Source organism: Sphingomonas sp. Leaf407, from assembly GCF_001425385.1.
Classification (GTDB): Bacteria; Pseudomonadota; Alphaproteobacteria; order Sphingomonadales; family Sphingomonadaceae; genus Sphingomonas.
Map to the genome: position 1 here is coordinate 57,062 of NZ_LMQO01000001.1, position 16,506 is coordinate 73,567.

Consider the following 16,506-nt stretch of genomic DNA (forward strand, 5'->3'; position numbering starts at 1 on the left):
CCAGGGAGTGACCCCATGAAGAAGTTCTCGACCGCATTGATCGTCGCCACCGGCCTGCTGGCGGTGGCCGGCTGCGCCAAGAAGCGCCCGGCGGTACTGCCGCCTGGCCCCGGCCAGACCGTCGATCCCAACGGCGGCACCGGCGGCATCGGAAGCGGCACCGGCACCGGCGCGGTGGTGCCCGGATCGCGCGCCGATTTCCAGCAATCGGTCGCCAGCGACACGATCAACTTCGGCCTCGACCAGTATGACATCGATTCGTCGGCGCGCGCGGTCCTCGACAGCCAGGCACAGTGGCTCCAGCGCTACCCCAACGTCCGCGTGACGATCGAGGGGCATTGCGACGAACGCGGCACCCGCGAATACAACCTTGCGCTCGGCGATCGTCGCGCCAATGCGGCGGCCAGTTATCTCGCGGCGCGCGGTATTTCGTCGTCGCGGATCACCACGATCAGCTATGGCAAGGAACGTCCGCTGGCGCTGGGTTCCGACGAGGGTGCATGGGCGCAGAACCGCCGCGCGGTGACGGTCGTCCTCCAGTAATCGACACCGGCGGCGGCGCATGGACGCCGCCGCCGGTCAGTCCATCGGCCGGGCCGCCGACCATTTGCGCCGTTTCTTGATGAAGCGGGTTTCATAGCGGCGGATCGTCGGATCGTTCGCCAGCATCGTATCGGCAAAGCGGTTATAGGCCGCCATGTCCGCGACCACGACCATCAGCGTCAGGTCATGCTCTCCCGTCACCTCCATGATCGCCTGCACCCGTGGGTCGGCATCCAGCCGCCGCAGCAGCCCCTCGACATGGGGCAGGGCATGACGATCGAGTTGCAACTCCACCAGCGCCGACAGGAACGCCCCGACCCGGTCGGACACGATCGCGATGTCGGCGACGATCGTCCCGTCCTCGCGCATCCGCCGCACCCGGCGGGTGATCGCCGATGGCGACAGCGCCACGTCGCGTGCCAGATCCTCCGCCGTGCGCAGCGCGTCGCGTTGCAGCCAGTGCAACAGCGCGCGATCATGGGCGTCCAGATCGCGTATTCCCGTCAATGTCCTTCCCCCCGGACGCCGGACTTCGGCGATGACACCGCGATATTTGCCGAAATAGCGCGGGATCGCCAGCGCATAAGATGGCCGATTGTCACGCGAAGGGGTTCGAATGCGTCACGGAATTACCGCCATATTGTCACCGATCGCCGTCATCGCCCTGTCGGTCGCGCCGGCGCGGGCGCAGGACGATCCGGTCACGGTCGTCGCCGCGACGCGGGCCGCCCTTGTCGAACGCTATGTCCTGCCCGACGTGGCGACGAAGCTGGGCGCGGCGCTGGCCTCGCCCGATCGCTATCGCGGGTTGCAGGGCGAGGCGCTGGCCGATCGCATCAACGCCGACATGGCGCGGGTCACGCCGGACAAGCATCTGTCGCTGCGCTTCGATCCCAGGACGGCGGCGATGCTAGCCAGCCGGCCGCCTGCCGGGGATGACGAGGATGCCCCGCTGCCGCCCGGCGTCGCGCGGATGATCCTCCGCCTGAATGCCGGCGTTCGCGCGATGGAGACATTGCCGGGCAATATCCGCATGATCGCCTATGACGGGTTCATCTGGGGAACGCCCGAAGCGGAAGCGGCGATCGCCGGGGCGATGCGGTTCCTGCAAGGGGGCGATGCGTATATCATCGACCTGCGCCGCAACGGCGGCGGCTCGCCCGAGGCGGTGGCGGCGATCGCCAGCTATTTCGTCCCCGCCGGCACGCCGCTGATGCGGTTCGAGATGCGCGGCAAGCCGGGCGAGGCGACCACCGCGCCCGCCGCACCGTTCAGCCTTGCGGGCAAGCCGCTCTATGTGCTGACCAGCGGCCAGACCGCATCGGCGGCCGAGGAGTTCGCGACACACGTCTCGGCATTGGGCTTCGGTACGCTGGTGGGCGAACGCACCGCCGGCGCGGGGTTCCGCAACGACATGGTGCCCATCGGCAAAAGCTATGTGCTGAGCGTATCGACCGGCCGGGCGATCAGCCTCAAGACGGGCAAGGATTGGGAAAGGGTCGGCGTGACGCCGGCAATCGTCACCCTGCCGGACCAGGCGCTGGCGGCGGCGAAGGTCGCGGCGATGACCGCCATCGCCGCGCGTGCGCCGGCGGACGAACGCCGCGAGGACGAGCGCCTCGTCGCCTTCTATCGCGCGTCGGCCAACCCGGTGCGGCTGGCGCGGCCGTTGGCGGATTATGCGGGACGCTATGGCAACCGGGTGGTCGCGGTGGCCGACAACGGGCTGACCTCCGCCCGCATTGGCCGCGCGGCTTTTCCGCTGGTGGTGGTCGCGGCGGACAGCGTGGTGCCCGAAACCGACCCCACGACCCGTTTTCGCTTCGTCGAGGCCAATGGCCAGATCGTCGCCATGGAGGTCGAACGGGCCGACGGATCGACCGAGCGCGCCGACCGGATCAAATGAGCGGCGTCGCCGCCACGCCGGTGGTCCCGGCGTGGCGGCGGGCGGTCATGCCCCGGTCGTCACCTTCGCCTTGCCGCCCTTGCGCGGCTTCTTGGGCGCAGCGGGCACCATCTCGAACGCGAGCGCATTGTCCTTCAGCCGGACCTTCACCTCACCGCCATGGACCAGCTTGCCGAACAGCAGTTCCTCGGCCAGCGGCTGCTTGATCTTGTCTTGGATCAACCGGCCCATCGGCCGCGCGCCGTACAGCTTGTCATAGCCCTTCTCGGTCAACCAGCTCTTGGCGTCCTCGTCGAGCTGGATGTGGACGCCGCGATCCGACAATTGCAGTTCGAGCTGGAGGATGAACTTATCCACCACCCGCGCCACGACTTCCGGCGGCAGATAGCCGAACGGCACGATCGCATCGAGCCGGTTGCGGAACTCGGGCGTGAACAGCTTCTTCACCGCCTCTTCCTGCACGTCCTCGCGATCGATCTGGCCGAAGCCGATCGATTCCTTGGCCATGTCCGACGCGCCGGCATTGGTCGTCATGATGAGGATGACGTTGCGGAAATCGACGGTCTTGCCGTGGTGATCGGTCAGCTTGCCGTTGTCCATCACCTGCAAAAGGATGTTGAACAGGTCGGGATGCGCCTTCTCGATCTCGTCGAGCAACAGCACGCAATGCGGCTGCTGGTCGATCGCATCGGTCAGCAATCCGCCCTGATCGTACCCGACATAGCCCGGGGGCGCACCGATCAGCCGGCTGATCGAATGGCGCTCCATATATTCGGACATGTCGAACCGCTGGAGCGGAATGCCCATGATCTCGGCCAACTGCCGCGCAACCTCGGTCTTGCCGACCCCGGTGGGGCCGGTGAACAGATAGTTGCCGATCGGCTTGTCGGGATCGCGCAGGCCGGCACGGCTCAGCTTGATCGCCGACGACAGCGCCTTGATCGCCGCGTCCTGCCCGAACACCACGCGCTTGAGATCGACGTCGAGGTTGGCGAGCACGCGGGTATCGTCGGTCGACACGGTCTTGGGTGGGATGCGCGCCATCGTCGCGATGACCTGTTCGATCTCCTTCGACGTGATCGTCTTCTTGCGCTTGGGCGCGGGCACTAGCATCTGCATCGCGCCCACTTCGTCGATCACGTCGATCGCCTTGTCGGGCAGCTTGCGGTCGTTGATGTAGCGCGCCGACAATTCCACCGCCGACTTGATCGAATCGGGGGTGTACTTGACCTTATGATGCTCCTCGAACGCCGAACGCAGGCCGGTGAGGATCTTGATCGTGTCCTCGACCGAAGGCTCGTTCACGTCGATCTTCTGGAACCGGCGCAGCAGCGCGCGATCCTTTTCGAAGTGATTGCGGAACTCCTTGTAGGTGGTCGAGCCGATGCAGCGGATTTGCCCGCCCGACAGCGCGGGCTTCAACAGGTTCGACGCATCCATCGCCCCGCCGCTGGTCGCGCCCGCGCCGATGACGGTGTGGATCTCATCGATGAACAGCACCGCATGCGGCAGCTTCTCGAGCTCGGTCACGACCTGCTTGAGCCGTTCCTCGAAATCGCCGCGATAGCGGGTGCCGGCGAGCAGCGCGCCCATGTCGAGCGAATAGATGACGGCGGGCAACAGCACCTCGGGCACGTCGCCCTCGACGATCTTGCGTGCCAGCCCTTCCGCGATCGCGGTCTTGCCCACGCCGGGATCGCCGACATAGAGCGGGTTGTTCTTGGACCGGCGGCACAGAATCTGCACCGTGCGATCGACCTCCGCCGACCGACCGATCAGCGGGTCGACCTTGCCGGTCTTCGCCTTCTCGTTCAGATCGACGCAGAACTGCTTGAGCGCGCTTTCGCCCTTGCCCTTGTCGCCCGTCTTCTGGGTTTCCTTTTCCTCGGCGCCCTTGGGGGCCGGTGTTTCCGATGCGGTGGTGCCGCCCTTGCCGACGCCGTGGCTGATGAAGCTGACCGCATCCAGCCGGCTCATGTCCTGCTGTTGCAGGAAATACACGGCATAGGTCTCGCGCTCGCTGAACATCGCGACCAGCACGTTGGCCCCGGTCACTTCGTCGCGGCCCGACGACTGGACGTGCAGGATCGCGCGCTGCACCACGCGCTGGAAGCTGCTGGTCGGCGACGGATCGGTCGCGGCATCCAGTTTGAACGTGTCGAGTTCGGTGTCGAGATAATGGGCGACGGTCGCCTTCAACTCGTCAAGCTCGACGCCGCAGCCGGCCATGACCTTGGCGGCGTCCTTGTCGTCGATCAGCGCGTAGAGGAGGTGTTCGAGCGTCGCATATTCGTGACGGCGCGAGGATGCGGCCTCGAGCGCCTTGTGCAGCGTGGTTTCCAGTGCGGAAGCGAAGGATGGCATTCAGGTCACTCCGGTCGACCGGCGGGAACGCGCCGGCCCTGCGTCCCGGTTTCCCGGGTCTTCCCCAATGTCGGTATGCCGCCCCCCCGCATCAAGCCATGCCGGCGGGAGGGGGCGGCAACCGGTCACGAACGGAACAGCGCGTCGGCGCTGGAGCGATGATCGCGGGCGCGTTCGATTCGCGCCCGGCAGCGGCCGATCTCCTGTTCCAGCGCCCTGATGCGCGCGGTCAGTTCGTCGATCGACAGCGGGTCGAGATCCTCGCGCACCAGCATCGCCAACGTATTGGCACGATCATGGTTAAGAAAATCGTCGGGTTCCATTGCAATGCAACGTTGACCCTGTCTTGCGGGATGTCAATAACGCGAGGCCATAAGGGGGCGGCGTCATGAACGTACCAGCGACGATGCGTGCGATCGATCCGGCGGAAGCCGGCGGGCCGGAGGTGCTGACGCTGGTCGACCGGCCGGTGCCGGTGCCACGGGCGGGCGAGGTGCTGATCCGCGTCGCCGCCGCCGGGGTCAACCGCCCGGACGTGTTGCAGCGCACCGGCGGCTATCCGCCCCCGCCCGGCGCGCCGTCGATTCCGGGACTCGAGGTCGCGGGGCATGTCGCCGCGCTCGGTGACGGGGTGGCGCGCGAACTGCTCGGCCAGCCGGTCTGCGCGCTGCTCGCCGGCGGTGGCTATGCCGACTATGTCGCGGTGCCCGCCGGGCAATGCCTGCCGGTGCCCGACGGGCTGTCGCTGGTCGAGGCGGCGGCGCTGCCCGAAACGCTCTTCACCGTCTGGACCAACCTGTTCGATCGCGGCTTCGCGGCCGAAGGCGATACGGTGCTGGTCCATGGCGGCACCAGCGGCATCGGCACGATGGCGATCCTGCTCGGCAAGGTCTTCGGCCTCACCGTCATCGTCACGGTCGGATCAGATGCGAAGGCAACGGCCGCGCTCGACCTGGGGGCCGCCCATGCGATCAACTATCGCACCGAGGATTTCGTCGAGCGGGTGGGGCAGATCACCGACGGCAGGGGTGTCGCGGTGGTGCTCGACATGGTCGGCGGCGATTATGTGCCGCGCAACCTGAAATGCCTGGGCGAGGACGGCCGCCACGTCTCGATCGCGGTGCAGGGCGGGGCGGTCGCCACGATCCCGCTGTGGGATGTCATGCGCCGCCGCCTGACGCTGACCGGCTCGACGCTGCGCGGACGCGACGCGGCGTTCAAGGAAATGGTCGCCGACGAACTGTCGCGCTCGGTCTGGCCGCACATCGCCGGCGGACGGCTGCGCCCGGTGATCGACCGCACCTTCCCGATCGCACAGGCCGCCGACGCGCATCGCCGGATGGAAGCGGGCGATCATGTCGGCAAGATCGTGCTGGTGGTGGGCGACGCCGACTGACCGTCAGGCCCCCCGCGCGGCACGGCGCTTGCCCTTTCGTATCCTTGCCACTAAGTCCGTACCCAGTGTGGCCGCCCGGATTGGGCGGCCCTTTCTATTTCGGAGACCCGTCGTGGCCCAGCCGCTGATGCCGCATGCGACCGCTTCCTGGCTCGTCGACAATACCGCGCTGTCCTTTCCGCAGATCGCTGACTTCTGCGGCCTACACGTCCTCGAGGTTCAGGCGATCGCCGACGATACCGCCGCGACCAAGCTGACCGGGCGCGATCCGGTCCGCGCGCACGAACTGACGATGGACGAGATCGAGAAGGGACAGAAGAACCCCGACTATCGCCTTGTCATGATGAAGGGCCCCGATCAGGTCCGCCGCACCAAGGGCCCGCGCTACACGCCGGTCAGCAAGCGGCAGGACAAGCCCGATGGCATCGCATGGATCATCCGCAACCACCCGGAGATCACCGACGGCGCGATCGGCAAGCTGATCGGCACCACCCGCACCACCATCGCCGCGCTGCGTGATCGCACCCACTGGAACATCGCCAACATCACGCCGAAGGACCCGGTGACGCTCGGCCTGTGTTCGCAGCGCGAACTCGACGCGCTGGTCGGCAAGGCGGCGAAGGCCGCCGGCATCGAAGCCCCGACCGACACCCGGCTGGAGGGCGACCGCGAGGCGCTGATCGAACAGCTCCGCAACGAACGGACGCAAGCGGCCCGCGATGCCGAACTGGCCGCCAGCGGCGAACAGCCGACGATCGGCGGCTTCATCGATCCGTTCAAGCGCTGATCCGGGGCCGATCGGGGCTTCCTGCACCGACGAACCACTCCCCGTCGTCACCCCGGACTTGTTCCGGGGTCCACGGTGCGGCGATCGGTGCGGCGCAAGGCACCAGCGGCAACGCTTGCGGCGTGGTGAACCTCGGAACATGTCCGGGGTGACGGTCGGGAAGGGAATACCGACCGGGCTTTGCTTTCAGAACGGACCCCGACGGCTCGGTTGCCCCACGGCAACCGGGCCGTTCGCGTTTCCGCCGATCGTGCTTGAACCGGACACGATGTCCGCTTATGTTGCGCCGCATCATCGATGACGGCCGCGCCGGCCGTCACGCCCGGACCGCCGCCCATGACCGATCAGATCGCCGACCCCATCGTTCCCGACGACGCACCATCGCCGTCGAAGCGGCCGAGTGGCCGGGCGAAGGTCATCCTGATCGTCCTGCTGCTCGCCGCGATCGTCGGCGGAGTCGCGTGGTTCCTGAACTACCAGAACGTCGGCCGCTTCATGGAAAGCACCGACGACGCCCGGATCGAGGCGGACATGGTCACGGTGTCGCCGCGCGTCTCGGGCTATGTCGCGCAGGTGCTGGTGCGCGAGAATCAGGACGTCGCCGCCGGCCAGCCGCTGGTCCGCATCGACCGCCGCACGATCGATGCGCAGGCGGCGCAGGCCGACGCGCAGATCGCCGTCGCCACCGCGCAGGCCGATGCCGCCCGCGCGCAACTGAACGAACAATCCGCCGCGATCGCGCAGGCGCAGGCGCAACTCGCCTCCGCGCGCGCCAAGGCGATGCACGACGCCGCCGAGGTCGCCCGCTACCGCCCGCTCGCCGAAAGCGGGGCGGAGACGCGCCAGCAACTCGCCACGCTCGAACTCGCCGCGCGCCAGTCCGCCGATCAGGTCCGCGCGCAGGCGGCGGCACTGGTCATCCAGCAACGCCGCGTCGCCTCGGTCCGTAGCCAGATCGCGCAAGGGCAGGCGCAGCAGCAGGCCGCCCGCGCCCAGCGCACCGCCGCCTCGGTCGACGAGGATGCGACCTTGCTCACCGCCGCCGTCGCCGGTCGGATCGGCGACCGCACCGTGACCCCCGGCCAGTACGCGCAGGCCGGCAGCCGCCTCATGTCGATCGTGCCGCTCAACGCGCTCTACGTCACCGCCAATTTCAAGGAAACGCAGCTCGCCCTGATGCGCCCGGGCCAGCCGGTGCGGATCGAGGTCGATGCGCTCGACGGCGTCGAACTGCGCGGCCGGATCGAAAGCCTGTCGCCGGGCACCGGTGCGCAATTCTCGATCCTGCCGCCGCAGAACGCGACCGGCAACTTCACCAAGATCACCCAGCGCGTGCCCGTCCGCGTCGCGATTCAGGCGACACCGGCCGCGCGCCGCCTGCTCGTGCCCGGCCTGTCGGTGACGGTCACGGTCGACACCCGCTCGGCCAAGGGCGACCTCGAGCGGATTCGCGAACAGCAATCGGCGGCGGTGGCCAAGTAACATGGCCGTCGCCGCCCCGGCCATGACCGCCGCCGCCGATCCGCCGCAGCGCGCCGACCTTTCGGCATGGCTGGCGGTAGCGGCGGGGACCTTGGGCGCGTTCATGGCGACGCTCGACATCTCGATCGTCAATTCGGCCTTGCCGACGATCCAGGGCGAGATCGGCGCGAGCGGCACCGAGGGGACATGGATCGCCACCGCCTATCTGGTCGCGGAGATCGTCGCGATCCCGATGGCGGGCTGGTTGCAGCGTGTCTTGGGCCTGCGCACCTTCCTGTTGATGGCCGCCGGGCTGTTCACCGCCTTTTCGGTCGTCTGCGGCGTCGCCACCACGCTGGTGGTGATGATCCTCGGCCGGGTGGGGCAGGGGTTTTTCGGCGGGGTGATGATCCCGACCGCGCAGACGGTGATCGCCCAGCGCCTGCCGCCTGCGCAGCAGCCGGTCGGCGTCGCCGCCTTCGGCGTGACCGCGATCATGGGGCCGGTGCTGGGGCCGCTGATCGGCGGCGGGCTGACCGAGAATATCAGTTGGCACTATGCCTTTTTCCTCAACCTGCCGGTCTGTGCGATCCTCGCCGTGCTGCTGCTGGTCGGGCTGCGCCACGAACCCGCCAAATGGCATCTGCTGCGCGAGGCCGACTGGCGCGGCATCATCGGCCTGACGCTGGGGCTGGGCGGCCTCACCGTGTTTCTCGAGGACGGGCAGCGCGAACAATGGTTCGATTCGTCGCTGATCCGCTGGATGGCGCTCATCACCGTCACCGGCATCGGCTTCCTGTTCTGGGGACAGACAGCGGCCAGGCGGCCGATCATCAAGCTCAAACTGCTGCTCGACCGCCAGTTCGGATCGGTCGCGATCATGGGGCTGGTCCTGGGTGTCGTCCTCTACGGCACCAGCTACGTCATTCCGCAGTTCCTCGCGACGCTGGCCGGCTACAACGCGCTGCAATCGGGCAAGGTCGTGCTGCTGTCGGGCATCCCCAGCCTGTTGCTGATGATGCTCGTGCCGGTGCTGCTAAAGCGGATCGACATCCGCATCGCGGTCGGCGGCGGCCTCGCGATTATGGCCGGCGCGGCGCTGCTCGACGCGAACCTGACCGCCGCGTCGACCGGCAGCGCGTTCACCGTGTCACAGTTGCTGCGCGGTGTCGGGCAGATCCTCGCCATGCTGTTCCTCAGCCAGGCCGTCATCCGTTCGGTCCCCGCCGCCGATGCCGGCGATGCGTCGGGCCTGTTCGGCGCGGCGCGCAATCTGGGCGGCAGCCTTGCGCTCGCCGGCATCTCGATCCTCCAGGAACAGCGCGTCTGGCTCCATTCGCGCCGGCTGGAAGAATCTCTCAGTGCCAACAGCCTGCGCGTACAGGACTATCTGACCACCCTCGGCCAAAGCGTCGGCAGTCCGCAAGCGGGGCTGCGCCTGCTCGGCCAGCAGATTCAGGGCGAGGCGCTGACCATGGCCTATAACGATATTTTCTGGGTGATGGGGATGGTGACGCTGGCCGCGCTGCCGCTGATCCTGTTCCTCCGCCCGTTACCCCAGGGCGCCCCGGCGGCGAGTGTGCATTGATGCGTCGTTCCCTCCTCCTCGTCACCGCCGGCCTGCTCGCGGGCTGCACCGTCGGCCCATCCTACGAAGGACCGCCCGCGACCGCCGGCGATGCGGTGACGCGCGGCAGCTTCGTCCGCGCCACCGATCCGGCGTTCACGCCCGCCCCCGGCCTCGCCCGCTGGTGGGAGTCTTTAAGCGACCCGCTGCTCACCCGCCTGATCGACGAAGCGCTCGCCGACAGCCCGACCGTGGCGCAGGCCAGCGCTCGCATCCGCGAGGCCGAGGCGCAGCTTCGCCAGCAACGCACCGCCAACCTGCCGGCGCTCAGCGCCAACGCCACCGCGATCGGCGCGCGCCTGCCCGGCATCGATCTGGGGCAGGGGCAGGGGGCATCCTCCAGCGAATCGCTCCAGTTCTACAACGCCGGCCTCAACGCCTCATGGGAGGCCGACCTGTTCGGCGGCGGCCGGCGGGGCATCGAACAGGTCCGCGCGACCGTAGGCGCACGCACCGCCGACCTCGCCGACGCACAGGTCTCGCTCTCGGCACAGGTCGCGCAGGCCTATGTCAGCCTGCGTGACCTACAGGCCCGCATCACGCTCAACGACGCCGCGGCCCAGGCGCAGCGCCAGCAACTGGCGCTGCTGCGCCAGCGCTTCGAGCGCGGCACCGCCTCGCGGCTCGACCTCGAACGCGCGCAGGGCCAGTTGGAGAACACGACCGCGCAGACGATCCCGCTCGCCGCGCAGCGCGACGAGCAACTGGGACTCCTCGCGATCCTGACCGGGCGGACACCGGGTGCGCTCGACGCCGTGCTCGCCGCCCCCGCGCCGGTGCCGCTCCCCCCGGCGCAGGTGCCGATCGGCAACCCCGCCACGCTGATCGCGCAGCGCCCCGACGTGCGCGCCGCCGAACGCCAGCTTGCCGCCGGCACCGCCGCGATCGGCGTGAACAAGGCGAAGGAACTGCCCGGCATCCGCTTCATGGGGCTGCTGGGCTTGGGCGGCACCTCGGTCGGCGACGTGTTCGATCTCGGGAATCTGGCGGCACTCGCCGCGCCGTCGCTCAACTGGTCGTTCCTCGATTTCGGCCGCGCCCGCGCCGCCACCGCCGCGTCGGAGGCGCAGCGCGACGGCGCCGAAGCCGCCTATCGCCAGACCGTCCTCGAAGCGTTGCAGGAATCCGAAACCGCGCTGTCGCGCTTCGGCAACGCCCGCGCCCAGCTCGGCCGGCTGACACAGGCGGAGGCCACCGCCACCCGCGCCGCGACGCTCAACCGCCAGCGGGTAGCGGCCGGCACCGCGACGCTGATCGACCAGCTCGACCTCGAACGCCAGCGCCTCTCCGCGCAAATCGCCGTATCGCAGGCCCGCGCCGCGCTGACCGGCAGCTACATCGCGGTGAACAAGGCGCTGGGATTGGGGTGGCGCGAGGGCGAGTGAGGGGGCGTCCGGCCGGCCGTAACGCCGCGACGATGCCCGCCAGGTGATGGAGGTCGGGGACCGCCGGTACGGGCGGGCAGCGGGATGCCGGACGTCATATATTCTGCGCCAGCAGATCGATGAAGCGCCGGACTTTCGGGGCAAGGTGGCGACGACTGGGATAGATCGCGCTGATCGGCACCGGGGGTGCGGCATAGTCCGATAATAATGCGATCAGCCGGCCATCGGCCAGATCGCGATCGACGACGTAACTGGGCAGGAACGCCAGCCCCGCCCCCGCGACGGCCGCGTCGCGCAACGCCTCGCCGCTGTCGAGCGAAAGCCGGGATCGCGGCCTTACTGCCACGGTCCTGCCCTCGATCGCGAAACGCCAGGCCCGCTTCCTGCCGGCGCTCACATAGTTCAGGCAATGGTGGCCCATCAGATCGTCGGGATGCCGTAGTGCCGGATTGGCCGACAGATAGGCCGGGCTCGCGACGACCAGGTCATGCTGATGGGTCAGGGTTCTGGCGATGAGGCTGGTATTTTCGCGGGTTTCGCCGATGCGGATGGCAAGATCGATACCGTCCTCGATGATGTCGCTGACCCGGTCCGTAAAGCTCACGTCCGCCTTGAGCCTCGGCCACGACGCAAGAAAGTCGTTGAGCAGCGGCAGGACCATGAGTCGACCGAACGTCATCGGCGCGGTCATCCGAAACAGACCCTGGGGCTGCCCGCCGCCATCCGACATCGATGATTCCGCTTCGTCGAGATCGGCGAGGATTTGCGTGCAGCGATCGAGGAAGACGCGGCCGTCGTCGGTCAGCCCGAGGCTGCGCGTCGTACGGTGGAACAGCCGGACGCCCAGCCGATCCTCCAGCCGCGCCACGCTCTTGGCGATGCCGGACCGCGTCATCGATCGCGCGCGTGCGGCCCCTACGAAGCTGCCCGCTTCGGCCGCCGCCACAAAGGCGACGATGTCGTTGATATTCCCCGGTGCCATGAGACGCTCCCGTTCCTCCGCAGTGTCGACGCCCGCTCGCCAATCAATCGCCTATATTGATGATCTGAACAGATTAACGGCATCAGGATCAACTACCATGGCTTTCAACGACACCGTGACGCACCGCCTCAACCAATGGGCCGAAAGCCTGCAGGACCTCGGCCCCGTCATCCTCGGCGAGAATACCGCTGTGACGATCGATGAAATCCGCGAATCCTACGTCCGCAAGATGGCCGAGCATCCGACATCCGCCGACGTGCGCATCGAACAGGTCAACATGGGCGGCGTCCCCGCGACGCTTGTCACGCCCAAGGATGTTCAGGGCGACCGCGTGCTCTTCTACATCCACGGCGGCGCGTACATCGTCGGCGGGCCGGGTGGCTATCACGGGCTGGCGGCTGCCTTCGCAACGGCGATGAAGGCGCGCGTCTACCTGCCGGATTACCGACTGGCGCCGGAACACGCATTTCCCGTTCCGATCGAGGATACGTTCGCGGCCTATCGTTGGCTGATCGACCAGGGACAGAATCCCGAATCGGTAACGTTCGCGGGCGATTCGGCGGGCGGGGCGATGGTGGTTTCGGTCATGGTCATGGCGCGCAACGCCGGCGTACCGCTCCCGGCGGGCGGGGCGGCGCTCTCGCCCTGGGCGAACCTTGAACACACCGGCGCGTCGATGTTCAATCGCGAGGGACTGGACCGGCTGAACACCAAGGCCGGCCTTGACCTGATGGCCCGGACCTTCCTGGGCGACGCGCTGCCGAACAGCCCGGAGGCATCGCCGGTCTTCGCCGATGTCCGTGGCCTGCCACCCATCATCGTACAGATCGGCGAAAGCGAACTGATGCTGAGCGACGCCATCCGCCTCGCGGCGCATCTGGGCGAGAACCGCGTCCGCGTCTCGCTGGAAATATGGCCGGGCATGTTCCACGTCTGGCACATGTTCCATGCCGAACTGACCGAAGGGCAGGCGGCAATCGCAAACGCGGCGGCGTTTCTCGATCAAGCCATCACCACGGCGCTGGCGAAGTAGGCAGCGAGACGCGCCGCGCATGGGTCATGCGTGGCGCGTTTCCCGTCTGCTATCGGTTGATGCGAACGCCGTTCCCAATTCGGCGCCGCGCATAATGCGAAACGGCGATCACCGGCCAGGCCGCGGCCGCATCCCCCCCAGCAGCAGCCGCGCCGCCGCGCCGATCGTCTCAGCGACCTCCTCTGGCGTGAAGAACGACCGCAGCAACCCGCCGACCATCCTGAGCGCCAGCACCACGTCGCGCGGGGTCACGCCCTCCGCCACTTCGCCGCGCCCTTGCGCCGCCGCCAGCACCGGCCCCAGTACCGCCTCCATTCGGTCGCCCAGCGCCAGGAACGCTGCGCGGTTCTCGCCATCGGCCAGCAGTTCGGCCGAAATCCGCCCGAACAGCGTCAGCGTGGGCGTGCCTTCGCACAGAATCCGCTCGAACGTCGCGTCGAATGGCACCGCCGGATCGATCGCCGCCGCCATCCGGTCGACCTCGCGCGAGAAGATGGCGAGCGCCAGCGCCTCGCGATCCTTGAAGTTGCGGTACAGCGTGCCGCGCCCCACCCCGGCGCGCGCCGCCACCGCCTCGAACGGCACGCGATAGCCGTCCTCGCGGAAACACACCGCCGCCGCCTCGATCAACGCCTCGCGCCGCATCGCCGCGTCGCTGCGCAGGGGGCGTGCCGCCGGATCATTCGTTTCGTTCGTCACCATCGCCGCTGGGTAGGGAATCGAAACCGAACGCGAAACCCCGCATGGTGGCTGTCCTACAGCGGCGGCACCATGGCAGGATCGCCGGTGGCCCGACCGGCCCCGCTCCTTCTACCGTCCGTTTGTCCGAAAAACACTCGCCGCGATGCGCGGCCATGGCGTTGCGCGTTGAGAAGCATTCGCAATGCCATGCGTCGTTAGTGTAAACTTTGTAAACTTTGGCGCGTCATGGGCAAAGCCCATGCCGTCGGTCGGCGCTGGGTGCGCCGCCGGCCGGACGCGCCTTGTGGCTCGGTGCAGCTTTCGCTGCACCTTGCCCGGCGCGTCTTACCACCCCGTCGGCTTGCCCCGGTTCTGCTCGTCGAGCCACTTCTTGAGCGGCGCGAAATATTCGACCATCGCCTTGCCCGACATCGCCCGGGTGCCGGTGAACGCCTGCAACGCATCGGGCCACGGCTTCGACGCGCCCATCTCCAGCATCGCGTTCAGCCGCTGGCCCACCTGCTTATCGCCATAGAAGGAACAGCGGTGGAGCGGCCCCTTCCACCCGGCCTGATCGCACGCCGCCTTGTAGAACTGGAACTGGAGGATCCGCGCGAGGAAATAGCGCATGTACGGCGTCGACGCCGGGATGTGGTACTTTGCCCCCGGATCGAATTTGCTCGCGTCACGCGCCACCGGCGCCTTGATCCCCTGATATTCCAACCGCAGCGCATCCCACGCCTTCTGGTAATCACCCGGCGCGATCTCGCCCGAGAACACGCCCCAGCGCCACTTGTCCATCAACAGGCCGAAGGGCAGGAACGCGACCTTGTCCATCGCCTGCCGCAGCAGCAGGCCGATGTCCTTGTCCGGCCCCGGCACCTTCGCCCGGTCGAGCAGGCCGATGCTCACCAGATAATCGGGCGTGATCGACAGCGCGACGAAATCGCCGATCGCCTCGTGGAATCCGTCGTTCGCACCGTTCAGGTAGAGATACGGCTGGTTCTTGTACGCGCGCTGATAGTAATTGTGGCCCAGCTCATGGTGGATCGTCACGAAGTCATCCGAATTGATCTTCGTACACATCTTGATGCGAATATCGTCCTTGTTGTCGATGTCCCATGCCGATGCGTGGCAGATCACCTCGCGGTCGGCCGGCTTCACGATCTGCGACCGCTCCCAGAAGGTCTGCGGCAACGGCTGGAAGCCCAGCGAGGAATAGAAGCCCTCACCGGTCCGTACCATTTTCACCGGGTCGTAGTTCTTGGCCTTGAGCAGATCGCCGATCTCATAGCCCAGGTCGCCTGATCCGGCGGGGGCGACGATGTCGTAGATGCCACCCCATTCCTGCGCCCACATATTGCCGAGCAGGTCGGCGCGGATCGGCCCGGTCCTGCCCTGCACCCCGTCGCCGTATTTCTCGTTCAGTTTCCACCGGACATAGGTGTGGAGCGACTGGTAGAGCGGCTCGACTTCCTTCCACAACTGGTCGGTCAGCTTGGCGAAATCGTCGGCGGGCATGTCGTATCCCGACCGCCACATCGCCCCGGTATCCCTGAACCCCAGTTCCTTCGATCCGGCATTGGCGATGGTGACCAGCCGCTGATAGTCCTTGCGCATCGGCGCGCCGACATTGTCGTGCCAGCTTACCCACATCTCCTGTAACTTCGCCGGATCGCGGGTGGTGCCCATCGCCGCCTCGATGTCCGATCCGTTGATCGGCTGGCCGCCCAGCGTCCCCTTGCCCTTGCCGTACGCCGACGACAGTTTTGTCGAGATGTTCGCCAGTTCGGTCGCCGCCCCCGGCGTGGTGGGGGCGGGCAGCACGATCGCCGAGCGCAGGATGCCGATCTTGCGCGCGGTGTCGGGGGACAACCCCCGGATGCCGGCATAGCGCGCCGACTCCAGCGCATATTTCACCGCCATCTCGGTGCCGATCGCCCCCGATCGGGCCGCCAGCGCATCGGTATCGTCGGTGATATAGGTCGCGTTGACCCATGCGATCCGCTGGGCATCGATCGAATAGTCGAACATCGCCTTTTCGGTGGAGGCAACGAACCGGTCAGCATCGGCCGCAGTCGGTGGCGTGGCGGGGGCCTGCTGCGCCAGTGCCGGGGTGGCGAGCGTCAGGGCGATGGCGGAAACGGCGGTACGCAGGGTCAAGGCGACAGGTCCTCGGAACGGAGAAGTATCGCGTGAAACTGCTCCCGCGCGGACGCGGCCGTCAAGGGCTGGATGGGCCATCAAGGAGATGTCGCGCTTCTCCCCTCCCTGACAGGGAGGGGTCGGGGGTGGGTTGGCCGGTTATGGAAAGCGTACCTCCCCTCACGGGCGACCCCAC

General features: G+C 67.6%; 14 protein-coding genes. 8 read left to right on the forward strand and 6 right to left on the reverse strand.

Features of this window, described 5'->3' with window-relative positions; genetic code table 11:
* Nucleotides 1–15: 15 nt before the first annotated feature.
* Nucleotides 16–543 carry a peptidoglycan-associated lipoprotein Pal gene (gene pal, locus ASG37_RS00285; RefSeq protein ID WP_055755296.1) on the forward strand — a complete coding sequence of 176 codons (528 nt, stop codon included), beginning with the start codon at nt 16–18 and terminating at the stop codon, nt 541–543.
* Between the two features lie 36 nt (nt 544–579).
* Here the strand turns inward: pal and ASG37_RS00290 are convergent, their stop codons facing one another.
* Nucleotides 580–1,050 (reverse strand): Lrp/AsnC family transcriptional regulator, encoded by a 471-nt coding sequence (locus tag ASG37_RS00290; protein ID WP_055755297.1) that lies wholly within the window; start codon nt 1,048–1,050, stop codon nt 580–582.
* Between the two features lie 109 nt (nt 1,051–1,159).
* Between ASG37_RS00290 and ASG37_RS00295 the strand changes: the two genes are divergently transcribed.
* Nucleotides 1,160–2,449, forward strand: a complete 1,290-nt coding sequence (locus ASG37_RS00295; RefSeq protein ID WP_082447889.1) for a S41 family peptidase — start codon at nt 1,160–1,162, stop codon at nt 2,447–2,449.
* Between the two features lie 45 nt (nt 2,450–2,494).
* On the opposite strand, the gene clpA is transcribed toward ASG37_RS00295, so the two are convergent.
* A complete protein-coding gene (gene clpA / locus ASG37_RS00300; RefSeq protein WP_055755299.1) occupies nt 2,495–4,813 on the reverse strand; it encodes an ATP-dependent Clp protease ATP-binding subunit ClpA in 2,319 nt (772 codons plus the stop codon).
* 125 nt (nt 4,814–4,938) lie between these two features.
* Nucleotides 4,939–5,136: a DUF1192 domain-containing protein gene (locus tag ASG37_RS00305; RefSeq protein ID WP_055755300.1), complete on the reverse strand. Its 198-nt coding sequence runs from the start codon at nt 5,134–5,136 to the stop codon at nt 4,939–4,941.
* Between the two features lie 65 nt (nt 5,137–5,201).
* On the opposite strand from ASG37_RS00305, the gene ASG37_RS00310 reads away from it, so the two are divergent.
* From ASG37_RS00310 to ASG37_RS00330, 5 genes are all read left to right on the forward strand, one after another.
* Nucleotides 5,202–6,209, forward strand: a complete 1,008-nt coding sequence (locus ASG37_RS00310; protein ID WP_414887717.1) for an NAD(P)H-quinone oxidoreductase — start codon at nt 5,202–5,204, stop codon at nt 6,207–6,209.
* A gap of 127 nt (nt 6,210–6,336) precedes the next feature.
* Nucleotides 6,337–6,996, forward strand: a complete 660-nt coding sequence (locus ASG37_RS00315) for a DUF1013 domain-containing protein (protein WP_055757125.1) — start codon at nt 6,337–6,339, stop codon at nt 6,994–6,996.
* 336 nt (nt 6,997–7,332) lie between these two features.
* Complete coding sequence (locus ASG37_RS00320; protein WP_055757127.1) at nt 7,333–8,478, forward strand: HlyD family secretion protein; 1,146 nt, start codon at nt 7,333–7,335, stop codon at nt 8,476–8,478.
* Between the two features lies 1 nt (nt 8,479).
* Nucleotides 8,480–10,045, forward strand: a complete 1,566-nt coding sequence (locus ASG37_RS00325) for an MDR family MFS transporter (RefSeq protein WP_055755301.1) — start codon at nt 8,480–8,482, stop codon at nt 10,043–10,045.
* A complete protein-coding gene (locus tag ASG37_RS00330; protein WP_055755302.1) occupies nt 10,045–11,469 on the forward strand; it encodes an efflux transporter outer membrane subunit in 1,425 nt (474 codons plus the stop codon). The genes ASG37_RS00325 and ASG37_RS00330 overlap by 1 nt, the downstream gene beginning before the upstream one ends.
* Nucleotides 11,470–11,563: 94 nt before the next feature.
* Here ASG37_RS00330 and ASG37_RS00335 read toward each other — a convergent pair whose 3' ends face one another.
* On the reverse strand, nt 11,564–12,451 hold the full coding sequence (locus ASG37_RS00335; RefSeq protein ID WP_055755303.1) for a LysR family transcriptional regulator: 888 nt from the start codon (nt 12,449–12,451) through the stop codon (nt 11,564–11,566).
* On the opposite strand from ASG37_RS00335, the gene ASG37_RS00340 reads away from it, so the two are divergent.
* Entirely contained in the window at nt 12,348–13,484 is a 1,137-nt protein-coding gene (locus ASG37_RS00340; protein WP_235525086.1) for an alpha/beta hydrolase, read from the forward strand. The genes ASG37_RS00335 and ASG37_RS00340 overlap by 104 nt on opposite strands.
* A 108-nt stretch (nt 13,485–13,592) precedes the next feature.
* Here the strand turns inward: ASG37_RS00340 and ASG37_RS00345 are convergent, their stop codons facing one another.
* On the reverse strand, nt 13,593–14,186 hold the full coding sequence (locus ASG37_RS00345) for a TetR/AcrR family transcriptional regulator (RefSeq protein WP_055755305.1): 594 nt from the start codon (nt 14,184–14,186) through the stop codon (nt 13,593–13,595).
* 324 nt (nt 14,187–14,510) lie between these two features.
* Nucleotides 14,511–16,322, reverse strand: a complete 1,812-nt coding sequence (locus tag ASG37_RS00350; RefSeq protein WP_055757129.1) for a M2 family metallopeptidase — start codon at nt 16,320–16,322, stop codon at nt 14,511–14,513.
* Between the last annotated feature and the right edge of the window lie 184 nt (nt 16,323–16,506).

Bases quoted from the DNA above. Each gene is read 5' to 3' on its own strand.
- pal (WP_055755296.1), top strand. From the start codon at position 16: ATGAAGAAGTTCTCGACCGCATTGATCGTCGCCACCGGCCTGCTGGCG.
- ASG37_RS00295 (WP_082447889.1), top strand. From the start codon at position 1,160: ATGCGTCACGGAATTACCGCCATATTGTCACCGATCGCCGTCATCGCC.
- clpA (WP_055755299.1), bottom strand. From the start codon at position 4,813: ATGCCATCCTTCGCTTCCGCACTGGAAACCACGCTGCACAAGGCGCTC.
- ASG37_RS00305 (WP_055755300.1), bottom strand. From the start codon at position 5,136: ATGGAACCCGACGATTTTCTTAACCATGATCGTGCCAATACGTTGGCG.
- ASG37_RS00310 (WP_414887717.1), top strand. From the start codon at position 5,202: ATGAACGTACCAGCGACGATGCGTGCGATCGATCCGGCGGAAGCCGGC.
- ASG37_RS00315 (WP_055757125.1), top strand. From the start codon at position 6,337: ATGCCGCATGCGACCGCTTCCTGGCTCGTCGACAATACCGCGCTGTCC.
- ASG37_RS00320 (WP_055757127.1), top strand. From the start codon at position 7,333: ATGACCGATCAGATCGCCGACCCCATCGTTCCCGACGACGCACCATCG.
- ASG37_RS00325 (WP_055755301.1), top strand. From the start codon at position 8,480: ATGGCCGTCGCCGCCCCGGCCATGACCGCCGCCGCCGATCCGCCGCAG.
- ASG37_RS00330 (WP_055755302.1), top strand. From the start codon at position 10,045: ATGCGTCGTTCCCTCCTCCTCGTCACCGCCGGCCTGCTCGCGGGCTGC.
- ASG37_RS00340 (WP_235525086.1), top strand. From the start codon at position 12,348: ATGCCGGACCGCGTCATCGATCGCGCGCGTGCGGCCCCTACGAAGCTG.
- ASG37_RS00335 (WP_055755303.1), bottom strand. From the start codon at position 12,451: ATGGCACCGGGGAATATCAACGACATCGTCGCCTTTGTGGCGGCGGCC.
- ASG37_RS00345 (WP_055755305.1), bottom strand. From the start codon at position 14,186: ATGGTGACGAACGAAACGAATGATCCGGCGGCACGCCCCCTGCGCAGC.